Genomic DNA, 24,342 nt, shown 5'->3' on the forward strand with positions numbered 1-24,342 from the left:
GGAGCGCGCGCGATGAGTTGGCAAAGCGCATTCGCGTGCTGGGTCTTGCGGCGCCGGATGCGTCCGGAGACCGCGAAGCCCGTGCTCGATGTCGAGCGCGCCCGCGCGTACACGTCGCGCCGGCTGTGGTCGCCGCCGGTGCCGAAGGGCTGGCAATTGGAAGTGGGCGCGAACGGAGAGTGGCTGCGATCATCGGCATCGCGCAGAACGATTCTCTATCTGCACGGCGGCGGCTATTACTTTTGCTCGCCGCGCAGTCATCGCGCGATCAGTTTCGGGCTCGCCGTGCGCGCGCAGGCCAACGTGTTCTCGCTGGATTACAGACTCGCGCCCGAGCACCGCTTTCCGGCCGCAGTGGACGACGCCGTCGCGGCCTATCGCGCGTTGCTCGCCGATGCCGCGCCGCAAACCATCGTGATCGCCGGCGATTCGGCTGGCGGCGGTCTCGCGCTCGCGACGCTGCTCGCGTTGCGCGATGCCGGCGACGCGCTTCCGGCAGGCGCCGTCCTGTTTTCGCCGTGGACGGACCTGACGGGCAGCGGCGCGTCGATGATGAGCAACGAGGGCCGCGATCCGATGTTCCACGCCGCCGTTTTCCCGAAGGTCGCCGCGCAATATCTGGGCGATGCCGACGCCGCGCATCCTCATGCGTCTCCGCTTTTCGGCCATTACGACGGCTTGCCGCCGTTGCTGATTCAGGCCGCCGACACCGAACTCCTGCTCGACGATTCCACGCGCGTCGCGAAGAAGGCGCGAGCGGCGGGCGTTCGCGTCGATCTGGAGATCTGGCGCAACGTGCCGCACATCTTCCCGATCTGGGCGCCGTTCATGCCCGAAGCGCGGCAGGCGCTCGCGCACGCCGCCCGGTTTATCGAAGACGTGACCGGCGCGCCCGCGCCGCATCATCGGCTGCCCATGACCTCGATCGTCTGATACGCCCGTTCGACCGCCGCGGTGCCGTATTGCCGCTCCAGTCGCCGCACGGTGAAGTGGCCGTGCGCCATCTGCTGAAAGTGATCGATGAAGACGGTGTTGACCATCGCGCCGAGCACCGCGCCGATCGCCGGAATCGACTTCGCCGCCACCTGCTCGCTGACCTGCACGGAAAACCGGGAGGCGATGGTCTGCAAGAACTTGAGCAGCGCCGTCGATCCGTGTCCGCTCAGCCCCTTCGCCGTGATCTCGCTCGTCGCCCGCGAGACGGACTGCGCCAGCGCGCCGCGCACGATGAAATAGCCGAGATCGGCGTTGTCGTCGTCCTTATGCGTGCCGCCCATGCCGAGCACCATCATGCATTGCAGTTGCGTTTCCACGCGATGCACGTCCTCGCCCTCGCTGCGAGCGATATCGCAAATCGAGCGGAACATGAGCGTGGTCGTCACCGGCAACTCGACCGGCAGCGCGAAGAGGCCGAATGCGCCGCCCGCCGCGCCGGTCGTCGCAACGGCGAGCTTGTGGAGCAGGTTGTTCGGCTTGTCGGGCGGCGGCGCGAGCAGCGAGCCGGCGGGCGCGCTCTTGCCGAGCGTTCGCAGCGCGAGTTGCAGGCATTTCTTCAGCGCGAGTTGCGTCGCTTCGTCGACTTTTTCCTGCGCGGCGGCGGGCAGGCGGCCCATCAGCTTCTCGATGGGCGCGCCGATCACGCTCGCCAGCTTCATCGTGAGCGACGGACTTTCGAGCGCTTCCTTGGCGCGGGAGAGGGCGGCGAAGTCCTCCGGCATGAGCGGCGAGGTGATGATGGGCGTCGGTTCCATGCGTCGTTTCTTGATCCGAAAAGGGTGATTGACCACGCAGCTTAGAGCGCGGCACCGTGCTATGATTCCATTTAAGTTGACTAGTCAATCATTGCTCTTACAAAAAATGGCCGTTCATACAGCCGCGCATCATTCGAGCGGGCAGGTCCTCCCGTTTCGCGAATCCCTCATGGCGATGCTGGGCATCTCCTTCGTGACGATGCTCGTCGCGCTCGACCAGACCGTCGTCGGCACTGCGCTGCCGACCATCGTCGCGGAGCTTAGGGGCTTCGAGCTCTACGCGTGGGTCGCGACTTCCTACCTCCTGACATCCGTCATCACAGTGCCGATTTTCGGACGGCTCGGCGACTACTACGGGCGCAAGCCGTTCGTGATCGCGTCGATCGTCGTGTTCACGGTGGCGTCCGTGCTATGCGGGCTCGCCAACAGCATGATGTTCCTCGTGCTCGCTCGTGGCTTGCAGGGCATCGGCGGCGGCATGCTGGTCGGCACGGCGTTCGCGTGCATCGCGGATCTTTTCCCGGACAACGTCGTGCGCCTGCGCTGGCAAGTGCTGATGAGCTCGGCGTTCGGCATCGCGAACGCGGTCGGGCCGTCGCTCGGCGGGTTCCTCACGCAGTACTACGGCTGGCGCTCCGTGTTCTATGTGAATCTGCCGGTCGGCGCGCTCTCGCTGTTCTTCGTGTGGCGCTTCCTGCCGCATCTTCGGCATGTCGCGCATGAAGGCAAGATGCGGCTCGACTGGCCCGGCGCGGTGCTCATTGCCGTCGCGCTCGGCGCGCTGCAACTGTTCGTCGAAATGTTGCCGAAGCACGGCGTGAGCCTGGAGACGGCGACGCTGCTTGTGGCGAGCGCCGCCGCCGGCTTCGCGCTCTGGAAATGGGAAATGCGCTGCGATTACGCGATCCTTCCCATCGACATGTTTCGCAACCAGAGTCTCGCGGCGCTCTTCACGCTCGCCATTCTGGGCGGCTTCACGATGTTCTCGCTGCTCTTTTACGCGCCGCTCCTGTTCCAGGGCGGCTTCGGCATGTCGCCGCAGGGCGCGGGCATGATGATCACGCCGCTCGTGGTGTTCATCACCATCGGCAGCATTCTGAACGGGCGCATCGTCACGCGGCTGTCGAACCCGAACCGCATGCTTTACATCGGCTTCGGATGCCTCGCGGTGTCGTGCCTCGGCGTGGTCATCGCGACGCACACGATGCCCCGCGCGCTGCTGCTCGTTTTCATGCTGCTCGGCGGATTGGGCCTCGGCTTCGTGATGCCGAACCTCACCGTGTTCGCGCAACAGACGGCGGGCCGCCAGCATCTCGGCATCGCGACTGCGCTGTTGCAATCGCTGCGCATGATCGGCGGAATGATCGGCACGGCGCTGACCGGCACGCTCGTGAGCCATTTGTACGCAAGCGGCGTGAGCCTCGCGCTGGAGCGGGATCACGCGATGCGTTGGTTCGCCGACCTTTCCGACCCGCAGATTCTCATCAATCACGAAGGACAGCAGACGCTGCTCGCGCAACTCTCGGCGGCGGGCCACAACGGCGCGATGCTGCTCGAAGCGGCGCGCGAGGCGCTGGTCGCGGCGATCCACATCGGGCTCGCGGTCGCGGCGGTGGTGGCGGTGGTGTCGGTATGGCAATCGCGCCGCGTGCCGCTCGTGCGCTTGAAACGCCAGCCTGAACCGGTCATCCTCGCCGAATGACGATCAAGGGAACCACAAGCATGGACGAACAGGATCGGATCGCCGTGGTGCAACAGTTCGGGCGCACGTATCGCGCGTTCATGTCGGCGTTCGAGCTGGCGGTCGGCCAGCCGATGCCGCGCTGGCGCATTCTGCTCGCGCTGCACGAGCACGCGGGCGTGCTGTCGCAGAAGGCGCTGGTGGAGCGGCTGCGCGTCGATCCCGGCGCGCTCACGCGGCAGTTGAAGACGCTGGAATCGCTCGGCTGGATCGTGCGCAGCGTCGATGCGCGCGACAATCGGGTATCGAATGTCGCGTTGACGGCGCAGGGCCGCGCCGCCACGGAAGAGGGCTTGCCGCGCCGCAACGCGTTTCTGCACGACACCATGGCATCGATGCCCGACGACGCGATCGAAGCATTGTCCGGCGCGCTCCAATTGCTCGAATCGCGCATACAGGAAGTGGCCGCGGCGAGCGCGGCAGCCACCGCCGACGACAAGGCTTAGAAGAACGTTTCGATCACTTCGGTCACGCGATACTTCCGGTCGACGACGAGCACTTGCCGCCATTTGTCGAACGTCAGGCACGGATGCGAGATGTCGAACGCGATCATGTCGCCGACCTTCACGTCGTCGCCGGGCTTGATCCGCATGTACGCGTGCTGATCCATCAGGCCGAAAATCTCCCAGCCTTCCTCCGCCGACACATCGCGCGGCGCCTCCGCGCCCGGCCGATAGTGCTTCGCCGGCTCGGGCATGCCCGCATCGAAGGCCGAGTCGCGCTTGCCGAGCCCGATGATCGCGCGGTCCGGCTCCGGAATCGACTGCACGTAGGCCCATAACTGGAGCGCGGGTTTCAGCCCCTGACCCATGCTCTTCGCGATGGGATTGCGCGCGAAAATCTCGTTCTGCGCTTTCTTGTAGATGCCCACATCGTGCGTCAGATAGCAGCCGGGGCGCAGCACCACTTCGATAGCGTCGCTGTTCGCCTTCGCGAATTCGTCCGCGACGACGTCATACCACGCCGATCCCGCGCCGGACAGAATCGCCGGCTTGCGCGCGATCTTTCCCTCGTCGATCAGCGTGCGCGTGACATCGACGGCGCTCTTCAGGAAGTCGCGCACCTTCGACTCGTCCTGCAACACGCCTTCGTAAAGTTCGACGCCCGCCAGTTCGATCACGCCCGGCCAGCGCGCAATCGCGGCGAGCACGGCTTCGCGCTGCGCGTCGTCGCGCACGCCGGTGCGGCCGCCCGGCACGCCCATTTCGATCAGCACGTTCAGCTTCTTGCGCACGTCCGTGAAGAACGCGCCGAGTTGATCGACGCCATCGGCTGAATCCACAAGGCAGAAGAATTCGAAGCTCGGATCGGTGAGCAACTCCGCGATCATGCCCATGTTGCGCTTGCCGACGAGCTGATTCGCCATCAACACGCGATGCACGCCGCCGCGATACGCCGCGCGCACCTGATGCGCGGTGGCGAGCGTGATGCCCCACGCGCCGGTATCGAGCTGGCGGCGAAACAGTTGCGGCGCCATCGTCGTCTTGCCGTGCGGCGCGAGCTTCACGCCGTATTCCCCGACGAACGCCTGCATCCACTTCAGGTTGTGCTCGATGCGCTCGGCGTACAGCACGGCGGCGGGCAGGCTCACGTCTTCTTCGAGCAGATTCCATTGCAGACGCCCGGCTTCGCCCAACTGGATGCTCGTGCCGGGCACCATGCCGAGACCCTTGCCGAACGGGTCGATCGTCGCGCTCTGATAGTTTGTAACTTTCATGTGCTGCTGCTCCATCGGTCCGATTAGATGCGTTTGTGTACGCGCTTAAAAGCCTTCACGGTTGACGGCACTATGGTACCCAAAGTAGGATCGGCGTTGAATTGTTATTTAGTAACACGCGCCCCGAGTAAACCCGACACCATGAACGGCCCAGCCGATCCGCAGAGCTTCGATATCGTCGCGCGCATCGCCGAGCGTGCGCCCGCGTTGCGCAGCGCCGAGCGCAAGGTCGCCGCGCTCATTCTCGACGATCTCACGGGCGCGTCGCGGGCGAGCATCGGCGCGCTCGCGGAGCAGGCGGATGTGAGCATTGCCACGGTGACGCGCTTCGCGAAAGCCGTCGGCTGCGAAGACGTGCGCGAACTGAAGCTGCGGCTCGCTCAAGCGGCGGCGGTCGGCCAGCGATTCCTGAAGCGCGAGCCGGACGCGTTGCCGGATTCGCTCGCCACGCGCATCTTCGAGGAAGTGCAGACGACGCTCGCGCAGAATCAGGGCGCGTTGCGCGCCGCGCCGGTCGCCGAAGCAGCCGATGCGCTCGCCGCCGCGTCGATGATTTACGTGTTCGGCATGGGCGGCGGTTCGACCGCGCTCGCCGACGAAATGCGCTTTCGCCTCGTGCGGCTCGGGCGGCCCGTCGCGTCGTACCAAGATGGGCTGTTGCAGCGCATGGTGGCGTCCACGTTGTCGAAAGAGCATGTCGTCGTCGCGCTTTCGGTGACGGGGCAGACGCCCGAGATGGTGGAGAGCTGCCGGCTCGCTCGCGAATACGGCGCGCGCGTGATCGCGCTGACCGCGCCCGCGTCGCCGCTCGGCGCGCTCGCGGACTGGCTCATTCCCGTCATCGCGATTGAAACGGATTTCATCTACAAGCCGTCGTCGTCGCGCTACGCGATGATGATGGCGCTCGACCTGCTCGTCACCGAACTTGCGGTGAAGCAGGCCGACCGCAGCCGCGAACTGCTGCGCCGCATGAAACACGCGCTCGACGCGCATCGCGGCGGCGGCGAGCGCCAACCTTTGGGAGATTGATCATGGAAAAGTGCGACACGCTGATCGTCGGCGCGCGCGTGATCGACGGCACCGGCGCGCCCGCCGTCGAGCGCGATGTCGCCGTGCGCGACGGCCGCATCGTCGCAATGGAGCCGCACGGCGGTTTGTCGGACTGGAGCGCCGACGACGTGTTCGACGCGCGCGGCAAAGTGCTCGCGCCCGGTTTCATCGACGTCCACACGCACGACGACACGCACGTGATCCGCTCGCCGCAGATGATGCCGAAGATCACGCAGGGCGTGACGACGGTGATCGTCGGCAATTGCGGGATCAGCGCGTCACCGGTGACGTTGAAGGGCGATCCGCCCGATCCGATGAACCTGCTCGGCGATGCCGCCGCGTTCCGCTATCCGACCTTCGCGGCCTATGTCGATGCCGTGAACGACGCGCGTCCGGCCGTAAATGTCGGCGCGCTGATCGGCCATACGGCGCTGCGCAACAACCACATGGACCGGCTCGACCGCGCCGCGACCGCCGGTGAAATCGCCGGCATGCGCGTGCAGCTCGAAGAGGCGCTGGACAACGGCGCGCTCGGTTTGTCGAGCGGGCTCGCGTACGGATCGGCGTTCAACGCGCCGCCCGAGGAAGTGCAGGCGCTGGCCGAGCCGCTCGCGAAAGCGGGCGCGCTCTACACGACGCACATGCGCACCGAGTTCGACGCCATTCTCGACGCGATGGAAGAGGCGTATCGCGTCGGCCGTCATGCGCGCGTGCCGGTGGTGATTTCGCATCTGAAGTGCGCGGGGCCGTCGAACTGGGGGCGCAGCGTGGAAGTGCTGAAGTCGATCGAAACCGTGCGCGAAGGACAGCCGGTCGGTTGCGACTGTTATCCGTACAACCGCAGTTCGTCGACGCTCGACCTGAAGCAAGTGACGGGCGATATCGACATCACGATCACATGGTCGACGCCGCATCCGGAGATGGCGGGCAAGCTGATCCGTGAGGTTGCGGCCGAATGGAACGTGAGCCAGCAGGAGGCCGCGAAGCGCCTGCAACCGGCGGGCGCTGTGTATCACAACATGTCGGAGGACGACGTGCGGCGCATTCTGTCGCATCCCGCGACGATGGTCGGCTCCGATGGCCTGCCGAACGATCCGCTGCCGCATCCGCGGTTGTGGGGCGCGTTTCCGCGCGTGCTCGGCCACTATGCGCGCGATACGGCGCTGATCGCGCTCGAAGAGGCGGTGCGCAAGATGACGAGTCTCTCGGCGCGGCGTTTCGGGCTCACGGAGCGCGGCGAGGTGAAAGTGGGTTATCACGCCGATCTTGTGGTGTTCGATCCCGAGCGCGTGCGCGATGCCGCGACCTTCGCGAAGCCGGAGCAGGCGGCCGATGGCATCGACGCGGTCTGGGTGAATGGCGTTTTGACGTATCGCGAGGCGGCGCTGACGGGCGAGCGCGCGGGACGTTTCGTGGCGCGCGGCGCGGCATCGAAGCTGGATGCGGCGGGCGCGTTTTAAGACTTATTGCGGACCAAAAGGAGTGCAAAGATGAAGCGTTATGGCGTGGAAGGCGGCAAGGGACAAGGCGGCGCGCATATGCCGTTCGCACGCGCGGTCGAGGCCGATGGCTGGCTCTACGTGTCGGGCCAGACGCCGATGCAGGACGGCGAGGTGATCAACGGCGGCATCGTCGAGCAATCGCACAAGGCGATTCAGAACGTCATCGCCATTCTCGAAGAAGCGGGCTACGGCACCGAGCATGTGGTGCGCTGCGGCGTGTGGCTGGACGATCCGCGCGACTTCGCTTCGTTCAACAAGGTGTTCAAGGAGTACTTCGGCGCGAACCCGCCGGCGCGGGCGTGCGTGGTGTCGTCGATGGTGATCGACTGCAAGGTGGAGGTGGATTGCGTGGCTTATAAGAAGCCGGGGGCGTGATCTCGTGGCGGCTCAGCTCCGCGCGCGAGCAGAGCCGCTTTCTTCGCCGAATAGCGTATCAAGATTCCGATTCATCATTTTCCTGCGCAGTGTCGACCGAATGACAATCGGCCGTCGCTAGAATGACGCCGCCGCGCGAAGCGCGGCGCGCCTGTTAATGCGAAAGGAAGGTATGAAACGGATTTCAATTAAGACTGCGAAGCTAAGACGCGTATGCAGAATCGCCGTGGCAAATATCGTGATCGGCCTCGCTGGTTCGTCGCACGCTTATGCAGCACTGTCGTCGATATCGAACGTCACGCTGTACCCCGGCAGCGCCACGGTCGAGCGGCAAATCAAAGTGCCGGCCAAAAGCACGCGCATCGACATTTCCTGTCTCCCGGCATCTTTCGATCTGGAGACCCTGCGGCTAACGGCATCGCCGGGCATGCAGCTAGGCGACTTCCGCGCCGACGACACCGAGCAATCGGACGCGCAATGCGCTTCGACGGCTCGTGACCAGCGCGTGAAGGCGTTGCAGACGCAACTTGCGTCGCTGAATGCACGCGCTCAGGCGGTCGAGCTTTCCGCCGCGTACCTGAAGAAGGTCAGCGAGGACAATACGGAGACGGGCGCCAAGATCGGACTGCCGGAAGTCTCGCGGTCGTTGCAGGCGAGCGGCTACCAGGTGTTCACTCAGCGCGACGGGATCAAGCGGCAGCAAGACGAAGTACAAAAACGCCTCGACGCGTTGCAGAAAGACGGCAGCGGGAGCAGCGCGACACGCACGATCCACGTTGCCCTCGACGCACCGAGCGGCGGCGTTTTGACGATCGCGTACGACACGCAGCGCGCCGGCTGGATTCCGGCGTATCAAGCGACGCTGGATTCATCGAACGGAGAACTGACGCTCGAGCGCCGGGCGCTCGTCGCACAAGCAACGGGCGAGGATTGGCGCGGCGTGAAGCTGCGGCTTTCGACCGGTACGCCCACGCGAAACACGCGCGCGCCCGAGCCGGCTGTCTGGCGCTTGGCGATCAGCCAGCCACGCACGGCTTCTGCATCCGCGCCGATGCCAACGCTTGCTGCGCCTCCGCCCGCGCCGCCCATGCCCATGCCCGCCGAAATGCGAGCTTCCCAGGACGCGAACACGCCGCTGTTCGCTCCCGTGCAGATCGACGGCGCGTTCATGACGCAGTTCGAGATTCCGGGAAGAGCCGACGTGCCGTCCGATGCGCAAAAGGTCGGATTCACGCTCGGTAGTCAGCGCATGCCCGTCAAGCTGAGCGCGCGCGTGGTGCCACGGCAATCCACGCAAGCATGGCTCATCGCCACGGCGGACCGGCCGAACGGGCTCTGGCCCGAAGGCGATGTCCAACTGCGCCGGGACGGGGAGCAAGTCGGAACCACGCGCTGGTCAGACGCACTCGGCGACGACGAACTCGCGCTTTCCTTCGGCCGCGACGAGCAGGTGTTCGTGAGCAAGGCGGACGGCGCGGACTCCACCGGCGCGTTGAAAGCTCGCGATGGAAGGACATCGAAAACCTTCAGCATGCGCTACACGGTCAAGAACCTGCATCGCACGCCGATTGCGGTGGAGATCGTGGAAGCGACGCCGATCAGCGACGCGAGCGATCTTGCGGTCAGCACGACTCTCAAGCCGGAACCTGAGGATGCTTCATGGCAGGGGCATCAAGGCATCGTTGCGTGGAGGCGTTCATTGGCGGCCGGGCAGCAGGCGACCGTGAACGCGAGTTACACCGTGACGTATCCGAGCGATCGCACGGTGTATGGCTTGCCCTGACGTCTAATATCGCGTGGCGAAGGAGCACGCAGCCCCGGACCTTTAGTTTCGGGCTGCGCTTCGGGACTTACTGCCTTGCCAACCGCGCATTATCCGGCATCGGCAAATTGAAGTTGGTGCGAAACGGATTGATATCCAGCCCGCCGCGCCGCGTATACCGCGCATACACCGCGAGCCGCTCCGGTTTGCACTCGCGCATGATGTCCATGAAGATGCGCTCGACGCATTGTTCATGGAAGCCGGTATGTTCGCGATAGGACACGATATACCGCAGCAATCCCGCGTGATCGATCTGCCCGCCGTAATAGCGGATCTGCACGCTGCCCCAATCCGGCTGCCCGGTAACTGGACAATTCGACTTCAGCAGATTAGAAAACAGCGTCTCGTCGACAGGCGCTTCATCATGCGACGCCAACAGCAGCGACGGGTCCGGCGCATAAATCTCGCAATCGAGGTCGAGCCGGTCCAGCGACAAGCCGTCGAATTCTTCCATCGTCAGCTTCCCGAAATCGGCAGGCGGCACGAGCTGCACCGATACCGTCGCGCCGCACGTCGCGGAGACATCGCGCTTGATGGCGGCGCGCACGTCGTCGATCGAATCGAACTGCGTCTGCGCGAACGATCCGAGATACAGCTTGAACGACTTCGATTCGACGATGTTCGGCGACTCCGCCGGCACGAAGAACGTCGCGACCGCGATCTGCGGCTTGCCGCGCCTGTTCAGCCACGAAAGCTCGTATGCATTCCAGACGTCGGTGCCGAAGAACGGCAGGCGCGCAGGCACGCCGATCTCGTCACGCGCGCGCTTGCGGTCGATCGGGAAGAGCAGCGAGGGATCGTACTGTTCGGTGTAGTTGACGGCTTTGCCGAGCGGAGATTGGTCGGGTGTCATGGTGCGTTCGCTATGCCGCTGAGAACGTGCCCCGTCGCAGTCACGACGCGGGCCGATTCGCAGTGGCGGATTTGGTCGTCGAAGAAAAAGTCGGGTTCGAATTCGCGCAGGAATTCGCCCTTGTCGAGGCCGCCCAGGAACATCGCTTCGTCGATTTCGATGTTCCACGCCATCAGCGTCCGGACCGCGCGTTCGTGCGCGGGAGCGGAGCGCGCCGTGACGAGCGCGGTGCGAATGTGCATCGGCGACTGGCTTTCGTTGTCGTCGGCGATGCGTTGCAGCTTGTTCAACGCCGCCAGAAGCGGCTTGAGCGGGCCGCCGGGAAGCGGCGAATCCTTCTTTTGCGTCTCGTGGCCGACGAACGCGCCCAAGCCTTCGCTCTGATATACGCGTTCCGCTTCGTCGGAAAACAGAACGGCGTCGCCGTCGAACGCGATGCGGATTTCATCAGCATAACGGCTTGCGGCGCGCGGCGTTTCCGGCAGCACGCGGGCGGCGGGAAAGCCCGCGGCGAGCGCGGCGCGTACGTCGTCCGGATTCGCCGACAGAAATAGCGACGCGCGCAGCGGTTTCAAGTACGCGAAGGGCGACCGGCCGCGCGTGAACACGCCGCGCTCGATCGCGAGTCCATGCTCGCGGCACGAATGAAACGCGCGCAGGCCGCTGATCGGATCGCTGCGCGACAGAATCACCACTTCGACGCGCTGCTCGTGCGCGTTCAGCGCCAGCAGCTTGCGAATCAGCCCGAACGCGACGCCCGGTTTCGCGGGCGTGTCGAGCCGCGACCGTTGCAGCGCCTCGTAGCGGGCAAGGTCGCCCGTTTCGTAGACGCGGTTTTCCTCTTCGAAGTCGAAAAGCGCGCGCGACGAAATCGCGACGACGAGCTTGTCTTCGAGCGTGAAGGCCATCGCTTCTCGCCCTTACGCGAGGAACAGCTTGTAGACCGGGTTCGCCTGCTCGTCCCACCACGGATAGCCGAGCGTCGCGAGGAAACGCTCGAACTCGGCGTTATCGGACTGCGGCACCTGAATGCCGACCAGAATCGAGCTGTAATCCGCACCCTGATTGCGATAGTGGAAAAGGCTGATGTTCCAGTTCGGCGCCATCGACGAGAGGAACTTCATCAGCGCGCCCGGCCGCTCGGGAAATTCGAAGCGCAGGAGGCGCTCGTCCTGCGCGAGCGGCGAATGGCCGCCCACCATATAGCGAATGTGCTGCTTGGAAAGCTCGTCGTGCGACAGATCGACGGTCGCAAAGCCGTGCTCGATGAACGACGACATCATCTGCGCCGTCTCCTTGCGCGACTTGATCTGCACGCCGACGAAAATATGCGCGGCGCGCGCATCCGCGATGCGGTAGTTGAATTCAGTGACGCTGCGCGTGCCGACGAGTTCGCAGAAGCGCCGGAAGCTGCCGCGCTCCTCGGGAATCGTCACGGCGAACACTGCTTCGCGCGCCTCGCCCACTTCGGCGCGTTCCGCGACGAAGCGCATGCGGTCGAAGTTCATGTTCGCGCCGGAAGTTACGGCGACGAGCGTCTTGCCTTCGATGCCCTCGCGTTCCGCATACAGCTTCGCGCCCGCGACGGCGAGCGAGCCCGCCGGTTCGAGCACGCTGCGCGTGTCCTGGAAGACGTCCTTGATGGCGGCGCAGAGCGCGTCGGTGTCGACGGTGAGCACTTCGTCGAGCAGTTCGCGGCACAGCCGGAACGTTTCCTCGCCGACGAGCTTGACCGCCGTGCCGTCCGAAAACAGGCCGACTTCGCCGAGCGTCACGCGCTCGCCCGCCGTGATCGAGCGCGCCATCGCGCACGAATCCTCGGTCTGCACGCCGATCACCTTGATCTCCGGCCGCACCGCTTTCACGTACGCCGCGACGCCCGCCGCCAGTCCGCCGCCGCCGATCGGCACGAAGATCGCGTGAATCGGGCCCTGATGCTGGCGCAGAATTTCCATCGCGACCGTGCCTTGCCCGGCGATGACGTCCGGATCGTCGAACGGATGCACGAAGGTGAGGCCGCGCTCTTCCTGAAGCTCGACGGCGCGCGCGTAGGCGTCGCTGTACGATTCGCCCGCCAGCACGATCTCGACCGTCGGTCCGCCGTGCGTGCGGATGGCGTCGATCTTGACTTGCGGCGTGGTGGTCGGCACCGCGATCACCGCGCGGCAGCCGAGACGCGCCGCCGAGAGCGCCACGCCCTGCGCGTGATTGCCCGCCGAGGCCGTGATGACGCCGCGCGAGAGCACATCCGCCGGCAGGTTCGCCATCTTGTTGTACGCGCCGCGAATCTTGAACGAGAAGACCGGCTGATTGTCTTCGCGCTTCAAGTACACGGAGTTGCGCAGGCGCGCCGACAGATTGCGCGCGGGTTCCAGCTCGCTTTCGCGTGCGACGTCGTAGACGCGCGCCGTCAGCACTTTCTTCAGGTAATCGGGATGGTTCATGCGGAGGACTCGTCAGGCAGGCCGGCTGCGCTTTTTCAGGGCGAAAACATCAATGATAGCCGCAAAGGACTGCGTTTCCGGCGCGGCGCAGCATTGACCGACCGGCCGGACGCCTAAAAGCGCGCAAAAAAGCCAAACGGCGGCGAAAATGGGCGCGCAAAAACCCCTTCGTCGTGCTAGCGGCCGCCAACGGCGATTTTCGCGATGGGTTAGAATTTCTTTTTGCAAATCAGCAATCAGGACCGGCAGATGCACTTGCAGCTTCGGATCGAATTTCTGGCGCATGTTCCCCGCGCGCATCACGCGGCGGCCGAGCGGCATGCGCGCCATGCGCGATCGTGGCGTTGATCTCGGGCACATCGAAGGCGGCGCCGTGAGGCTCGCGGCATCCGCGCAAGCCGGCGCTTTCGGGCGAATCGCCCGCCTTCGCAAACAAAAGTCTCATTCGAAAATCTGCGCCCCCACGCGCACCGTCGGCGTCTACGCTTTCAGAAGCCCGCGCGCCGAACCACCGAACCGTCGAACATGAACGCACCTCAAGCCTTCGATCCGAACGGCGCCCATGCCGCCTTGGCGCTCGATATCGAGCCGCGTCTCCGCGAAATTCCCTATAACTACACGTCGTTTTCGGACCGCGAAATCGTCATGCGGCTCCTGGGCGACGAAGCCTGGGCCGCGTTGGACGAACTGCGCGCCGAGCGCCGCACCGGCCGCTCCGCGCGCATGCTGTACGAAGTGCTGGGCGACATCTGGGCCGTGCGCCGCAATCCGTATCTGCAAGACGACCTGCTCGACAACCCGAAGCGTCGCGCGATGCTGGTCGAGGCGCTGAACCATCGCCTGACCGAAATCGAGAAGCGCCGCAGCGCGGACTTGTCGGAGCACAGCGAAGAAGCAGGCAGCCGCGAGCGCGCTGAACGCGTCCAACTGCTCATCGCCGCCGCGCGCCGCGCCGTGGACGACTTCGCCTCCGAATTCGGCCGCATGGCCGATCTGCGCCGCCGCGCGTCGCGCGTGCTCGGCAAGCAAACGCAGAAGGACAACATTCGCTTCGACGGCCTCGCGCGGGTTTCGCACGTCACGGACGCGACCGACTGGCGCGTCGAGTATCCGTTCGTCGTGCTGACGCCGGATACGGAAGGCGAGATCGCCGGTCTCATCAAGGCGTGCTTCGAACTCGGCCTCACCGTGATTCCGCGCGGCGGCGGCACCGGCTACACCGGCGGCGCGATTCCGCTCACGCCGTTTTCGGCGGTCATCAACACGGAAAAGCTGGAACAGCTCGGGCCGGTCGAGATGACCGACTTGCCGGGCGTCGACCACAAGGTCGCGACAATCTTCTCCGGCGCGGGCGTCGTCACGCGCCGCGTCACGGAAGCGGCCGAACAGGCCGGCTTCGTGTTCGCGGTCGATCCGACTTCGCTCGATGCATCGTGCGCCGGCGGCAATGTCGCGATGAACGCGGGCGGCAAGAAAGCGGTGCTGTGGGGCACGGCGCTGGATAACCTCGCTTGGTGGCGCATGGTCGATCCGGAAGGCAACTGGCTGGAAGTCACGCGTCTGGATCACAACTGCGGCAAGATTCACGACGTCGAAGTGGCGCGCTTTCGTCTGGACTGGTTCGACGGCAATCGAGCGCCCGGCGAAAAGCTGATTCGCAGCGAAAACCTCGACATTGCCGGCCGCACGTTCCGCAAGGAAGGGCTCGGCAAGGACGTGACCGACAAGTTCCTGTCCGGGCTGCCGGGCGTGCAGAAAGAAGGCTGCGACGGTCTCATCACGTCGGCGCGCTGGATTCTGCACAAGATGCCCGCGCACACGCGCACGGTTTGCCTCGAATTCTTCGGGCAGGCGCGCGACGCCATTCCGAGCATCGTCGAGATCAAGGACTATCTCTTCGAAACGTCGAAGCAGGGCGGCGCGATTCTCGCGGGCCTCGAACACCTCGACGAGCGTTATCTGCGCGCGGTCGGCTATGCGACCAAGAGCAAGCGCAACGCGTTTCCGAAGATGGTGCTGATCGGCGATATCGTCGGCAATGACGCCGATGCCGTCGCGCAGGCCACGTCCGAAGTCGTGCGCATGGCGAACGGCAAGAGCGGCGAAGGCTTCGTCGCGGTGAACGCGGAAGCGCGCAAGCGTTTCTGGCTCGACCGCTCGCGCACGGCCGCGATCGCCAAACACACGAACGCGTTCAAGATCAACGAAGACGTCGTGATTCCGCTCAACCGCATGGGCGAGTACACGGACGGCATCGAGCGCATCAACATCGAACTGTCGATCAAGAACAAGCTGCAATTGCTCGACGCGCTCGAAGCGTTCTTCCGTAATGGCAAGCTGCCGCTCGGCAAGAGCGACGACGCCAACGAAATTCCGAGCGCCGAACTGCTCGAAGACCGCGTGCAGCAGGCGCTCGACCTGCTCAAGCGCGTGCGCGAACGGTGGACGTTCGTCGGCGAGAAGCTCGACTTGCCGCTGCGCGAGGCGCAGCACTATCTGGTGACGCTCGGCTACGAGGCGTTCGCCGAGAGGTTCGCGGATCGCGTGGACGTGCAGCCGGATGCCACGGTGTTCCATCTCGCGCAGGATCGCACGCTGCGCATTTCGTGGAAGCAGGAGATTCGCGCGGAACTGCGCCAGATCTTCAACGGCGGCGAATTCAAGCCGATCCTCGACGAAGCGCAGGCCATCCACAAGCACGTGCTGCGCGGCCGCGTGTTCGTCGCGCTGCACATGCACGCGGGTGACGGCAACGTTCACACGAACATTCCGGTCAACTCCGACAACTACGAGATGCTGCAGGACGCGCATCACGCGGTGGCGCGCATCATGAAGCTCGCGCGTTCGCTGGATGGCGTGATCTCCGGCGAGCACGGCATCGGCATTACCAAGCTCGAATTCCTGACGGACGAGGAAATCGGCGATTTCCGCGCGTACAAGAAACGCGTGGACCCGCAAGGCCGTTTCAACGCGGGCAAGCTGCTCGAAGGCGCGGACTTGCGCAACGCGTACACGCCGTCGTTCGGGCTGATGGGCTATGAATCGCTCATCATGCAGCAGTCGGATATCGGCGCGATTTCCGATTCCATCAAGGACTGCCTGCGCTGCGGCAAGTGCAAGCCGGTCTGCGCGACGCACGTGCCGCGCGCCAACCTGCTCTATAGCCCGCGCAACAAGATTCTCGCGACTTCGCTGCTCGTCGAAGCGTTCCTGTACGAAGAGCAGACGCGTCGCGGCGTGTCCATCAAGCATTGGGACGAATTCAACGACGTCGCCGATCACTGCACCGTCTGCCACAAGTGCGCGACGCCGTGCCCGGTGAAGATCGACTTCGGCGATGTGTCGATGAACATGCGCAATCTCTTGCGCAAGATGGGCAAGAAGAAGTTCAACGCGGGCAACGCGGCGGGCATGTTCTTCCTCAACGCGACGAATCCGCAGACCATCAACATCGCGCGCACCGCGATGATGGGCGTCGGCTACAAGGCGCAGCGTCTCGGCACCGACGTGCTGAAGAAGATCGTCAAGAAGCAGACCGCGCATCCGCCGTCCACGACCGGCAAGCCGCCCGTCGTGCAGCAGGTGATCCACTTCGTCAACAAGAAGATGCCGGGCAATCTGCCGAAGAAGACGGCGCGCGCGCTGCTCGATATCGAGGACAACAAGATCGTCCCGATCATCCGCAATCCGAAGACGACGACTGTCGATTCGGAAGCCGTGTTCTATTTCCCCGGCTGCGGCTCGGAGCGTCTGTTCTCGCAGGTCGGTCTCGCCACGCAGGCAATGTTGTGGGAAGCGGGCGTGCAGACCGTGCTGCCGCCGGGTTATCTGTGCTGCGGCTATCCGCAGCGCGGCGCGGGCCAGTTCGACAAGGCGGAGAAGATCGTCACGGACAACCGCGTGTTGTTCCATCGCGTGGCGAATACGCTGAACTATCTCGATATCAAGACCGTCGTGGTGTCGTGCGGCACCTGCTACGACCAGCTCGCGGGCTATGAATTCGAGAAGATCTTCCCCGGCTGCCGGATCATCGACATTCACGAGTTCCTGCTGGAGAAGAACATTCGGCTGGACGGCGTGAAGGGCACGCGCTACATGTATCACGATCCTTGCCACTCGCCGATCAAGACGGTCGATCCGGTGAAGCTCGTGAACGACTTGATGGGCTCGCAGAACGACGGCTACAAGATTCAGAAGAACGATCGCTGCTGCGGCGAGTCGGGCACGTTCGCGGTCACGCGCCCGGATATCGCGACGCAGGTGCGCTTCCGCAAGGAAGAGGAAGTGCGCAAGGGCGCGGCCAATCTGCGCGGCATTCCGCTGACGTCGGTTGCGGGCTCGAACGCGATCAATCCGATGAACGCGTCGGCTGGCACCGCGGGCGCGGCGCCCGGCTCCGTGCTCTCGGCGGGCGACGGCGCGCAGACCGAAGGCACGGACGTGAAGATTCTCACGAGCTGCCCGTCGTGCCTGCAAGGACTTTCGCGCTACAACGAGGACGCCAACGTCGAGGCGGACTATATCGTCGTCGAAATGGCGCGCAAGGTGCTCGGCGAAAACTGGATGGAGCAGTACGTCGAACGCGCGAACAATGGCGGTATCGAGCGCGTGCTGGTGTAATAGCGAAATCGAGGTTTGATTCGCTAGAGGTTTGAGATGGACTGTGTGTTTTGCCGCGAAGACGGCGGCGAAGTGCTGTGGTCGGACGACGCGTTGCGCGTCGTCCTCGCCGACGAGCCGGACTGGCCCGGCTTTTGTCGCGTGATCTGGGGCGCGCATGTCGCCGAAATGTCCGACTTGGCCGATGCCGACCGCTTGCGCGTGATGACCGCCGTGAACGGCGTCGAACGCGCGATGCGTCGCGTGCTCGTGCCCGAGAAAATCAATCTGGCGAGCCTCGGCAATCAGGTGCCGCATCTGCATTGGCACGTCATTCCACGTTTTTCCAACGATTCCCGTTTTCCGTTGCCCGTCTGGGCGCCGCGCCAGCGCACGGTGTCCGAGGCGCAGCTCGCCAAGCGCCGCGCGCAGGCGACGCTTCTGCGCGAAGCCGTTCGCCGCGAGTTGAATCAGGCGTTCGGCCAACCCTAACTTAAGAGATAAGGCTCACCATGAGCGGACTGACATCGACGACGCCGATTCCCACCGGCGTCGTTCTGCATTCGAAATCCCGCGTGCTGGAATTGCAATACGGCGAGAAGGAGTCGTATCGCGTGCCGTTCGAGCTGTTGCGCGTCTATTCGCCGTCCGCCGAAGTGCAAGGCCACGGGCCGGGGCAGGAAACGCTGCAGACCGGCAAGCGTGAGGTCGCCATCACGGGCATCGAGCCGGTCGGACATTACGCGCTCCAGTTGAGTTTTTCGGACGGGCACAATACCGGCATCTATTCGTGGGACATCCTTTACGATCTCGCGACGAAACAGGACGAACGCTGGCGCGACTATCTGACGAAGCTACAAGCCGCCGGCATCGACCGCGATGCGCCGATGGCCGCGAAGCCCGCCGGCGGCCACTGTCACTGAACGAACTATGCGCGGCATAACGCCGCGGGCCGGCGCGACGATTGCGCAGGCAGATACGAACAACATGCGAGGAAAGAGCGCAATGAGCAAGACCCACTTCGGATACGAAACGGTCGACGAGCAGGAGAAGGCGAGCAAGGTGGCGGGCGTGTTCCACTCCGTCGCGAGCAATTACGACCTGATGAACGACCTGATGTCCGGCGGGCTGCATCGCATCTGGAAGCATTTCACGATCGGGCAGGCGAAGGTGCGCGCGGGCTACAAGGTGCTGGACATCGCGGGCGGCACCGGCGACCTCGCGATGGCGTTCGCCAAGCAGGCCGGCGCAACGGGCGAAGTCTGGCACACGGACATCAACGAATCGATGCTGCGCGTGGGGCGCGATCGTCTGCTGGACAAGGGCGTCATCACGCCGACGCTCCTGTGCGACGCGGAGAAGATTCCGTTTCCCGACAACTACTTCGACGTGGTGACGGTGGCCTTCGGGCTGCGCAACATGACGCACAAGGAGCGCGCGCTGGCCGAAATGTACCGCGTGCTCAAGCCGGGCGGCCGTCTGCTCGTGCTCGAATTTTCGAAAGTGTGGGAACCGCTCAAGAAGCCGTACGACATTTACAGCTTCAAGATTCTGCCCTGGCTCGGCGAGAAGGTGGCAAAGGACGCGGACAGCTATCGCTATCTGGCCGAGTCCATCCGCATGCACCCGGACCAGGAAACATTGAAGACGATGATGGAACAAGCAGGACTGGATCGAGTCGAATATTACAATTTGTCAGGTGGCGTGGTAGCGTTACACGTCGGGACAAAATTTTGATGTTCCACTCTCTTAAGGATTCGATATGTCCGATTCGCGCACACCCCAATCCCGGGGTTTTCTGAGCTCGATGTTCAGGAAGGCCGGAATCTTGGCGCTCGCTGGCGTTATTACGGCTGGCGCAATCTTCGCGGACGACGCCGAGGCGCGCCGCATGGGCGGCGGCCGCAGCATGGGCCGCCAGTCGGCCACGGCCACGCAGCAGCATCAGGCGACGCCGCCGTCGCAGTCCATGCAGCCGAGCCAGTCGATGCAGCCGCAGCGCGCGCAACCCGCGCCCGCCGCGCCGCCCGCCGCTCAACCGGCGCGCAACCGCTGGCTCGGGCCGATCGCCGGTCTTGCCGCTGGCTTGGGCATCGCGGCGCTGCTGTCGCATTTCGGGCTCGGCGGCGCGTTCGCTGGCGCGATGGCCAACATGATTATGATCGCGCTGATCGTGCTCGCGGCCGTCATGCTGTTCCGCTTCTTCATGCGCAAGCGGCATGGCGCATCGACGCCGGCGTATGCAGGCGCGGGCGCGTCGCCGTATGGCGCGTCGGCGCGCAGCGGCCTGAATCAGGAGCCGCCGCGCATGTCGCAGCCTGCGGGCTTCGGCGCGGACTATATCGATTCCCCCGCAACGCAGTCCGCGCCGGTCAATGTTCCGGCCGGCTTCGACACGGAAGCGTTCGTGCGTAACGCGAAGGTCTACTTCGTGCGCCTTCAGGACGCGTGGGACCGCGGCAACGTCAACGACATCCGCGAATTCACCACGCCGGAGATGTTCGCCGAAGTGAAGCTCGACATCGATGCACGCGGCGGCGCGCCGAATCGCACGGACGTGGTCCAGCTGAACGCCGACGTGCTCGGCGTGGAAGATCGCGCGTCCGAGTATCTCGCGAGCGTGCGCTTCCATGGCCTGATCCGCGAATCGGAAGGGGCGGCGGCCGAGCCGTTCGTCGAAATCTGGAACCTGTCGAAGCAGAAGTCCGGCAACGAAGGCTGGCTGCTGGCCGGCATTCAGCAGGTCAGTTGAGCGCGTCCCCGCACGCCGGCGCGGCGGCATGGCGCCGCACGTCGGCAGCGGGACGCGCGTCGCGAAGCGGCTTCCGCATTCGCGGAGTTTGCCTAGACCGTAGAATAGAACCCGCGCGAGCGACCGCTTGCGCGGGTTTTTTCATCTCAGAGCCGATGACGAACGCACACGAACCTTCCCGCTCCGTTGTAGATCCTGCCGTCAAGACCGCGTCCGGTGCGTTCGCGGCTGTCGTGAATCATCTGCTCGCGCGCGAGCCGTGGGCGCGCGAGCGCCTCCAGCCGTACGCCGGCAAGTCCGTACGGCTTTCGTGCACGCCGTTCGTCGTGGCGCTCGTCGCGCAGGCGGACGGGCTTTTCGTCGCGACGAGCGAGACGCAAGCCGGCCATTTCGATGTCAGCATCGCCGTGCCGTTCGATGCGCTTCCCGCGTTCGTGCAAGGCGGTCAGGCGGCGGTGATGAAGCATGTGCGCATTGAAGGCGATGCCGAGTTCGCGCAGACGCTCGCGAAGCTCGCCGAGCATCTGCGCTGGGATCCGGAGGAAGACCTGTCGCGCGTGATCGGCGATGCGCCCGCGCATCGCATCGGCATGATCGCGCGGACGATGCAGGCGCAGGCGCAGCGCACCGGCCGCAATCTTCTCGACTCCGTGGCCGAGTACTTGCTGGACGAGCGTCCGCAACTCGTGCGCAAGAGCGCGCTCGACGCGTTCAACGCCGAGTTGTCGCAGGCGCGAGATGCGCTCGCGCGCGTCGAAAAGCGCATCGAGCGGATCGAACAACGAGAGTCGGCTCGCGGCGCTTCAGCGCGGACCGGCGGCGAGTCCGAGCGGGACTCGCGCAAATAACGAGCTGAAGCGAACTCCGACCATGCGTTTTCTGCGTTTCCTCAAGATTTTCTTCACGATTGTCCGCTTCGGCCTGGACGAACTGGTCATGAGCGGCATCAACGACCGCCGCGTGCGCTACCTCATGCGCGTGACGACGTTCGGCCGCCGCTTCGATGTCGAGCGCGGCATCCGGCTGCGCCTGGCGCTGGAAAGCCTCGGACCGATCTTCGTCAAATTTGGTCAAGTGTTGTCGACGCGGCGCGATCTGTTGCCGGTCGATATCGCCAACGAACTCGCGAAGTTGCAGGATCGCGTGCCGCCGTTCGATTCGAACGTCGCGGTTTCGATCATCGAGAAAGCGCTCGGCGCGCCGATCGACGCACTCTTCGACGACTTCGAGCGCGTGCCGGTGGCGAGCGCGTCGATCGCGCAGGTGCACTTCGCGAAGATCCGGCATGGCGAGCACGCGGGCAAACCCGTCGCCGTGAAGGTGTTACGGCCCGGCATGTTGCCGGTGATCGATTCGGACCTCGCGCTTCTGCGCGATATCGCCATCTGGGCCGAGCGCCTCTGGCCGGACGGCAGGCGGCTGAAGCCGCGCGAAGTTGTCGCTGAATTCGACAAATATCTGCACGACGAACTCGATCTCATGCGCGAGGCGGCCAACGGCAGCCAGTTGCGCCGCAATTTCCAGGGCCTCGATCTGCTGCTCGTGCCGGAGATGTACTGGGATTTGTCCGCGCCCACGGTGCTGGTGATGGAGCGCATGGTCGGCGTGCCGATCTCGCAGGTCGAAACGCTGCGCGCGGCCGGCGTCGATATTCCGAAGCTAGCGCGCGAAGGCGTCGAAATTTTCTTCACGCAGGTGTTCCGCGACGGCTTCTTTCACGCGGACATGCACCCCGGCAACATCCAGGTGAGCCTCGATCCGGCGACCTTCGGCCGCTATATCGCGCTCGACTTCGGGATCGTCGGGGCGCTCTCCGACTTCGATAAGAACTATCTCGCGCAGAACTTCCTCGCGTTCTTCAAGCGCGACTACCACCGCGTGGCGACGCTGCACCTCGAATCCGGCTGGGTGCCGCCGAGCACGCGCGTCGAGGAACTGGAGAGCGCGATCCGCGCCGTCTGCGAGCCGTATTTCGACCGCGCGCTCAAGGACATTTCGCTCGGACAGGTGCTGATGCGGCTCTTTTCGACCTCGCGCCGCTTCAACGTCGAGATTCAGCCGCAACTCGTGCTGCTGCAGAAGACGATGCTGAACGTGGAAGGGCTGGGCCGATCGCTCGATCCGGAACTCGACTTGTGGAAGACCGCGAAGCCGTACCTCGAGCGCTGGATGAACGAGCAGATCGGCTGGCGCGGCTGGTACGAGCGTCTGCAAATGGAAGCGCCGCAGTGGAGCAAGACGATTCCGCAACTGCCGCGGCTGATTCATCACTTGCTCGCGGAGCGCCACGACGCGCCGCGCGGCAACAATGACGAAACAATGCGCCAACTGCTCGCGGAGCAAAAGCGCACGAACCGGCTGCTGACGACGCTGCTCGTCGTCGGGCTCGGCGTCATTGCCGGCGCGGGCGTGGTCATCGCGCAATTCTGGATGGGCCACCCGTGATCACGGCGAGCCGGCGCGTCTAACAGCCGGCGCGAGGAGATTCGATGAGCAATTCCGGCAATGCCGACGTTCCGTCCTTCGAGAACCGCGACCCGAACTCGCCCGGTTTCTGGGACGAACGGTTCGACCGACGCTTCATGCCGTGGGATCAGGCTGGCGTGCCCGATGCGTTCCGCACGTTCGTGTCCGCGTTGGCCGCGCCCGAAGCCACGCGCGTGCTGATTCCCGGCTGCGGCAACGCTTACGAGGCGGCGTATCTGGCGGAGCGCGGCATGAGCGTGCGCGCCATCGACTTCTCGCCGAGCGCGGTCGCGGCGGCGCGCGCTCAGTTGGCCGCGCACGGGGGCGTCGTCGAAGAAGCCGATTTTTTCACCTATCAGCCGCCGTTCGCGCCCGACTGGATCTACGAGCGCGCCTTTCTGTGCGCGCTGCCGAAAGACCGCTGGACCGATTACGCAGAGCGCATGGCGGCGCTCGCGCGCCCCGGCGCGCTGCTTTCGGGCTTCTTTTTCATCGGCGCGACGCCGAAAGGACCGCCGTTCGGCATCGAGCGAAATGAACTCGACGCCCTTCTCGCTCCCCACTTCGAATTGGTCGACGATCACGAAGTCAGCGGCTCCATACCGGTCTTTGCCGGCCGCGAACGCTGGCTGACGTGGCGGCGGGCTTGAATTATTTGTCTTCGCCCCCATCTGGCGACGAAGCCGCACGGCGAGGGGCCGGCCGAAAATGGCGGGCCGAAGCGGGTTTGCGGCTATAATTCAAGGCTTTGCAAGCGTCGACAGATCATTGTAGGAAGAGTGCCATGCCGATTTACGCATACCGCTGCGCATCCTGCGGCCACGAAAAAGACGTGCTTCAGAAGTTGAGCGACGCACCGCTCACGCAATGTCCCGCCTGCGGAAAGGACGCGTTTTCCAAGCAAGTGACCGCGGCTGGTTTCCAGTTGAAGGGCTCCGGCTGGTATGTCACCGATTTCCGCGGCGGCAGCAACGGTTCCGCTGCGCCGAAGTCGGGCGACAACGCGGGCAATTCGAATTCCGGCGATGGCGCGAAAGCGGGCAGTGCGTCATCGTCCGATGCATCGACGTCTGCGAGCGCAGCGCCTGCCGCCGGCGCATCCACGACTGCGACGCCCGCGACGCCTGCGACACCCGCGACGCCTTCGGGCGCAGCCTGAAAGCGCACACGTCACGCACGGCGCGAGCTTCGCGCCGGCTGCGCAATCCGTCCCGTACCGCCTGTCAGAGCGCGCGCCCTGAGCGCGCGCGGATCGCGGCCAACCCGACGC

At 64.7% G+C, this 24,342-nt stretch carries 22 protein-coding genes; 16 read left to right on the top strand and 6 right to left on the bottom strand.

Going from position 1 to position 24,342, the window contains the following annotated elements:
- Positions 1–12 precede the first annotated feature (12 nt).
- A complete protein-coding gene (locus tag JYK05_RS01290; protein ID WP_206467461.1) occupies positions 13–933 on the top strand; it encodes an alpha/beta hydrolase in 921 nt (306 codons plus the stop codon).
- Here JYK05_RS01290 and JYK05_RS01295 read toward each other — a convergent pair.
- Positions 903–1,751 carry an EcsC family protein gene (locus JYK05_RS01295; protein WP_206467462.1) on the bottom strand — a complete coding sequence of 283 codons (849 nt, stop codon included), beginning with the start codon at positions 1,749–1,751 and terminating at the stop codon, positions 903–905. The genes JYK05_RS01290 and JYK05_RS01295 overlap by 31 nt on opposite strands.
- Positions 1,752–1,857: 106 nt before the next feature.
- Here JYK05_RS01295 and JYK05_RS01300 point away from each other — a divergent pair, with 106 nt between their 5' ends.
- Together JYK05_RS01300 and JYK05_RS01305 are read left to right on the top strand one after the other, a co-directional pair.
- The gene (locus JYK05_RS01300; protein WP_206467463.1) at positions 1,858–3,453 is read left to right on the top strand and encodes an MFS transporter; all 1,596 of its coding nucleotides are present in this window, start codon (positions 1,858–1,860) and stop codon (positions 3,451–3,453) included.
- 20 nt (positions 3,454–3,473) lie between these two features.
- Positions 3,474–3,938, top strand: coding sequence for a MarR family winged helix-turn-helix transcriptional regulator (locus JYK05_RS01305; RefSeq protein ID WP_206467464.1), 465 nt, complete (start codon positions 3,474–3,476; stop codon positions 3,936–3,938).
- On the opposite strand, the gene JYK05_RS01310 is transcribed toward JYK05_RS01305, so the two are convergent.
- Positions 3,935–5,209 carry an amino acid deaminase gene (locus JYK05_RS01310; RefSeq protein WP_206467465.1) on the bottom strand — a complete coding sequence of 425 codons (1,275 nt, stop codon included), beginning with the start codon at positions 5,207–5,209 and terminating at the stop codon, positions 3,935–3,937. The genes JYK05_RS01305 and JYK05_RS01310 overlap by 4 nt on opposite strands.
- Positions 5,210–5,350: 141 nt before the next feature.
- On the opposite strand from JYK05_RS01310, the gene JYK05_RS01315 reads away from it, so the two are divergent.
- From JYK05_RS01315 to JYK05_RS01330, 4 genes are all read left to right on the top strand, one after another.
- Positions 5,351–6,238: a MurR/RpiR family transcriptional regulator gene (locus tag JYK05_RS01315; RefSeq protein WP_206467466.1), complete on the top strand. Its 888-nt coding sequence runs from the start codon at positions 5,351–5,353 to the stop codon at positions 6,236–6,238.
- A gap of 2 nt (positions 6,239–6,240) precedes the next feature.
- Positions 6,241–7,719, top strand: coding sequence for an amidohydrolase family protein (locus JYK05_RS01320; RefSeq protein ID WP_206467467.1), 1,479 nt, complete (start codon positions 6,241–6,243; stop codon positions 7,717–7,719).
- 30 nt (positions 7,720–7,749) lie between these two features.
- On the top strand, positions 7,750–8,136 hold the full coding sequence (locus JYK05_RS01325; protein ID WP_206467468.1) for a RidA family protein: 387 nt from the start codon (positions 7,750–7,752) through the stop codon (positions 8,134–8,136).
- A 226-nt stretch (positions 8,137–8,362) separates the two neighbouring features.
- Positions 8,363–9,919, top strand: a complete 1,557-nt coding sequence (locus tag JYK05_RS01330; protein ID WP_206467469.1) for a DUF4139 domain-containing protein — start codon at positions 8,363–8,365, stop codon at positions 9,917–9,919.
- Positions 9,920–9,986: 67 nt separating this feature from the next.
- Here the strand turns inward: JYK05_RS01330 and queF are convergent, their stop codons facing one another.
- Genes queF through JYK05_RS01350 form a run of 4 tightly spaced genes read right to left on the bottom strand, consistent with a single transcriptional unit; the run spans position 9,987 to position 13,585 of the window.
- Complete coding sequence (queF, locus tag JYK05_RS01335; RefSeq protein ID WP_206467470.1) at positions 9,987–10,811, bottom strand: NADPH-dependent 7-cyano-7-deazaguanine reductase QueF; 825 nt, start codon at positions 10,809–10,811, stop codon at positions 9,987–9,989.
- On the bottom strand, positions 10,808–11,719 hold the full coding sequence (locus JYK05_RS01340; RefSeq protein WP_206467471.1) for a 5'-nucleotidase: 912 nt from the start codon (positions 11,717–11,719) through the stop codon (positions 10,808–10,810). The genes queF and JYK05_RS01340 overlap by 4 nt, the downstream gene beginning before the upstream one ends.
- A gap of 12 nt (positions 11,720–11,731) precedes the next feature.
- Positions 11,732–13,255 carry a threonine ammonia-lyase, biosynthetic gene (ilvA, locus tag JYK05_RS01345; protein WP_206467472.1) on the bottom strand — a complete coding sequence of 508 codons (1,524 nt, stop codon included), beginning with the start codon at positions 13,253–13,255 and terminating at the stop codon, positions 11,732–11,734.
- Between the two features lie 12 nt (positions 13,256–13,267).
- The gene (locus tag JYK05_RS01350; protein ID WP_206467473.1) at positions 13,268–13,585 is read right to left on the bottom strand and encodes a hypothetical protein; all 318 of its coding nucleotides are present in this window, start codon (positions 13,583–13,585) and stop codon (positions 13,268–13,270) included.
- Positions 13,586–13,780: 195 nt separating this feature from the next.
- On the opposite strand from JYK05_RS01350, the gene JYK05_RS01355 reads away from it, so the two are divergent.
- The 9 genes from JYK05_RS01355 to JYK05_RS01395 all read left to right on the top strand — a co-directional run bounded on the left by JYK05_RS01355 (position 13,781) and on the right by JYK05_RS01395 (position 24,231).
- On the top strand, positions 13,781–17,875 hold the full coding sequence (locus JYK05_RS01355; RefSeq protein ID WP_206467474.1) for an FAD/FMN-binding oxidoreductase: 4,095 nt from the start codon (positions 13,781–13,783) through the stop codon (positions 17,873–17,875).
- Positions 17,876–17,911: 36 nt separating this feature from the next.
- Positions 17,912–18,346 carry an HIT family protein gene (locus JYK05_RS01360; protein WP_206467475.1) on the top strand — a complete coding sequence of 145 codons (435 nt, stop codon included), beginning with the start codon at positions 17,912–17,914 and terminating at the stop codon, positions 18,344–18,346.
- Positions 18,347–18,366: 20 nt separating this feature from the next.
- Complete coding sequence (locus tag JYK05_RS01365; RefSeq protein WP_206467476.1) at positions 18,367–18,777, top strand: gamma-butyrobetaine hydroxylase-like domain-containing protein; 411 nt, start codon at positions 18,367–18,369, stop codon at positions 18,775–18,777.
- 82 nt (positions 18,778–18,859) lie between these two features.
- Positions 18,860–19,591, top strand: a complete 732-nt coding sequence (ubiE, locus tag JYK05_RS01370) for a bifunctional demethylmenaquinone methyltransferase/2-methoxy-6-polyprenyl-1,4-benzoquinol methylase UbiE (protein ID WP_175939405.1) — start codon at positions 18,860–18,862, stop codon at positions 19,589–19,591.
- Between the two features lie 25 nt (positions 19,592–19,616).
- Entirely contained in the window at positions 19,617–20,606 is a 990-nt protein-coding gene (locus tag JYK05_RS01375; protein ID WP_206467477.1) for a Tim44 domain-containing protein, read from the top strand.
- A gap of 155 nt (positions 20,607–20,761) precedes the next feature.
- Positions 20,762–21,454 carry an SCP2 domain-containing protein gene (locus JYK05_RS01380; RefSeq protein WP_206467478.1) on the top strand — a complete coding sequence of 231 codons (693 nt, stop codon included), beginning with the start codon at positions 20,762–20,764 and terminating at the stop codon, positions 21,452–21,454.
- A gap of 22 nt (positions 21,455–21,476) precedes the next feature.
- A complete protein-coding gene (gene ubiB, locus JYK05_RS01385; RefSeq protein ID WP_206467479.1) occupies positions 21,477–23,051 on the top strand; it encodes a ubiquinone biosynthesis regulatory protein kinase UbiB in 1,575 nt (524 codons plus the stop codon).
- 44 nt (positions 23,052–23,095) lie between these two features.
- On the top strand, positions 23,096–23,722 hold the full coding sequence (locus JYK05_RS01390; RefSeq protein ID WP_206467480.1) for a methyltransferase: 627 nt from the start codon (positions 23,096–23,098) through the stop codon (positions 23,720–23,722).
- 134 nt (positions 23,723–23,856) lie between these two features.
- Complete coding sequence (locus tag JYK05_RS01395; protein ID WP_206467481.1) at positions 23,857–24,231, top strand: FmdB family zinc ribbon protein; 375 nt, start codon at positions 23,857–23,859, stop codon at positions 24,229–24,231.
- Positions 24,232–24,342: the final 111 nt, after the last annotated feature.

This window comes from Caballeronia sp. M1242, assembly GCF_017220215.1.
Taxonomy (GTDB): domain Bacteria; phylum Pseudomonadota; class Gammaproteobacteria; order Burkholderiales; family Burkholderiaceae; genus Caballeronia.

Excerpts from the sequence above, each read along its gene's own strand:
- JYK05_RS01290 (WP_206467461.1), top strand. The coding sequence starts at position 13 with ATGAGTTGGCAAAGCGCATTCGCGTGCTGGGTCTTGCGGCGCCGGATG.
- JYK05_RS01375 (WP_206467477.1), top strand. The coding sequence starts at position 19,617 with ATGTCCGATTCGCGCACACCCCAATCCCGGGGTTTTCTGAGCTCGATG.
- JYK05_RS01300 (WP_206467463.1), top strand. The coding sequence starts at position 1,858 with ATGGCCGTTCATACAGCCGCGCATCATTCGAGCGGGCAGGTCCTCCCG.
- JYK05_RS01355 (WP_206467474.1), top strand. The coding sequence starts at position 13,781 with ATGAACGCACCTCAAGCCTTCGATCCGAACGGCGCCCATGCCGCCTTG.
- JYK05_RS01390 (WP_206467480.1), top strand. The coding sequence starts at position 23,096 with ATGAGCAATTCCGGCAATGCCGACGTTCCGTCCTTCGAGAACCGCGAC.
- JYK05_RS01305 (WP_206467464.1), top strand. The coding sequence starts at position 3,474 with ATGGACGAACAGGATCGGATCGCCGTGGTGCAACAGTTCGGGCGCACG.
- JYK05_RS01320 (WP_206467467.1), top strand. The coding sequence starts at position 6,241 with ATGGAAAAGTGCGACACGCTGATCGTCGGCGCGCGCGTGATCGACGGC.
- JYK05_RS01380 (WP_206467478.1), top strand. The coding sequence starts at position 20,762 with ATGACGAACGCACACGAACCTTCCCGCTCCGTTGTAGATCCTGCCGTC.
- JYK05_RS01325 (WP_206467468.1), top strand. The coding sequence starts at position 7,750 with ATGAAGCGTTATGGCGTGGAAGGCGGCAAGGGACAAGGCGGCGCGCAT.
- JYK05_RS01340 (WP_206467471.1), bottom strand. The coding sequence starts at position 11,719 with ATGGCCTTCACGCTCGAAGACAAGCTCGTCGTCGCGATTTCGTCGCGC.
- JYK05_RS01295 (WP_206467462.1), bottom strand. The coding sequence starts at position 1,751 with ATGGAACCGACGCCCATCATCACCTCGCCGCTCATGCCGGAGGACTTC.
- JYK05_RS01360 (WP_206467475.1), top strand. The coding sequence starts at position 17,912 with ATGGACTGTGTGTTTTGCCGCGAAGACGGCGGCGAAGTGCTGTGGTCG.
- ubiB (WP_206467479.1), top strand. The coding sequence starts at position 21,477 with ATGCGTTTTCTGCGTTTCCTCAAGATTTTCTTCACGATTGTCCGCTTC.
- JYK05_RS01365 (WP_206467476.1), top strand. The coding sequence starts at position 18,367 with ATGAGCGGACTGACATCGACGACGCCGATTCCCACCGGCGTCGTTCTG.
- JYK05_RS01395 (WP_206467481.1), top strand. The coding sequence starts at position 23,857 with ATGCCGATTTACGCATACCGCTGCGCATCCTGCGGCCACGAAAAAGAC.
- ilvA (WP_206467472.1), bottom strand. The coding sequence starts at position 13,255 with ATGAACCATCCCGATTACCTGAAGAAAGTGCTGACGGCGCGCGTCTAC.
- JYK05_RS01310 (WP_206467465.1), bottom strand. The coding sequence starts at position 5,209 with ATGAAAGTTACAAACTATCAGAGCGCGACGATCGACCCGTTCGGCAAG.
- JYK05_RS01315 (WP_206467466.1), top strand. The coding sequence starts at position 5,351 with ATGAACGGCCCAGCCGATCCGCAGAGCTTCGATATCGTCGCGCGCATC.
- queF (WP_206467470.1), bottom strand. The coding sequence starts at position 10,811 with ATGACACCCGACCAATCTCCGCTCGGCAAAGCCGTCAACTACACCGAA.
- ubiE (WP_175939405.1), top strand. The coding sequence starts at position 18,860 with ATGAGCAAGACCCACTTCGGATACGAAACGGTCGACGAGCAGGAGAAG.
- JYK05_RS01350 (WP_206467473.1), bottom strand. The coding sequence starts at position 13,585 with ATGGCGCGCATGCCGCTCGGCCGCCGCGTGATGCGCGCGGGGAACATG.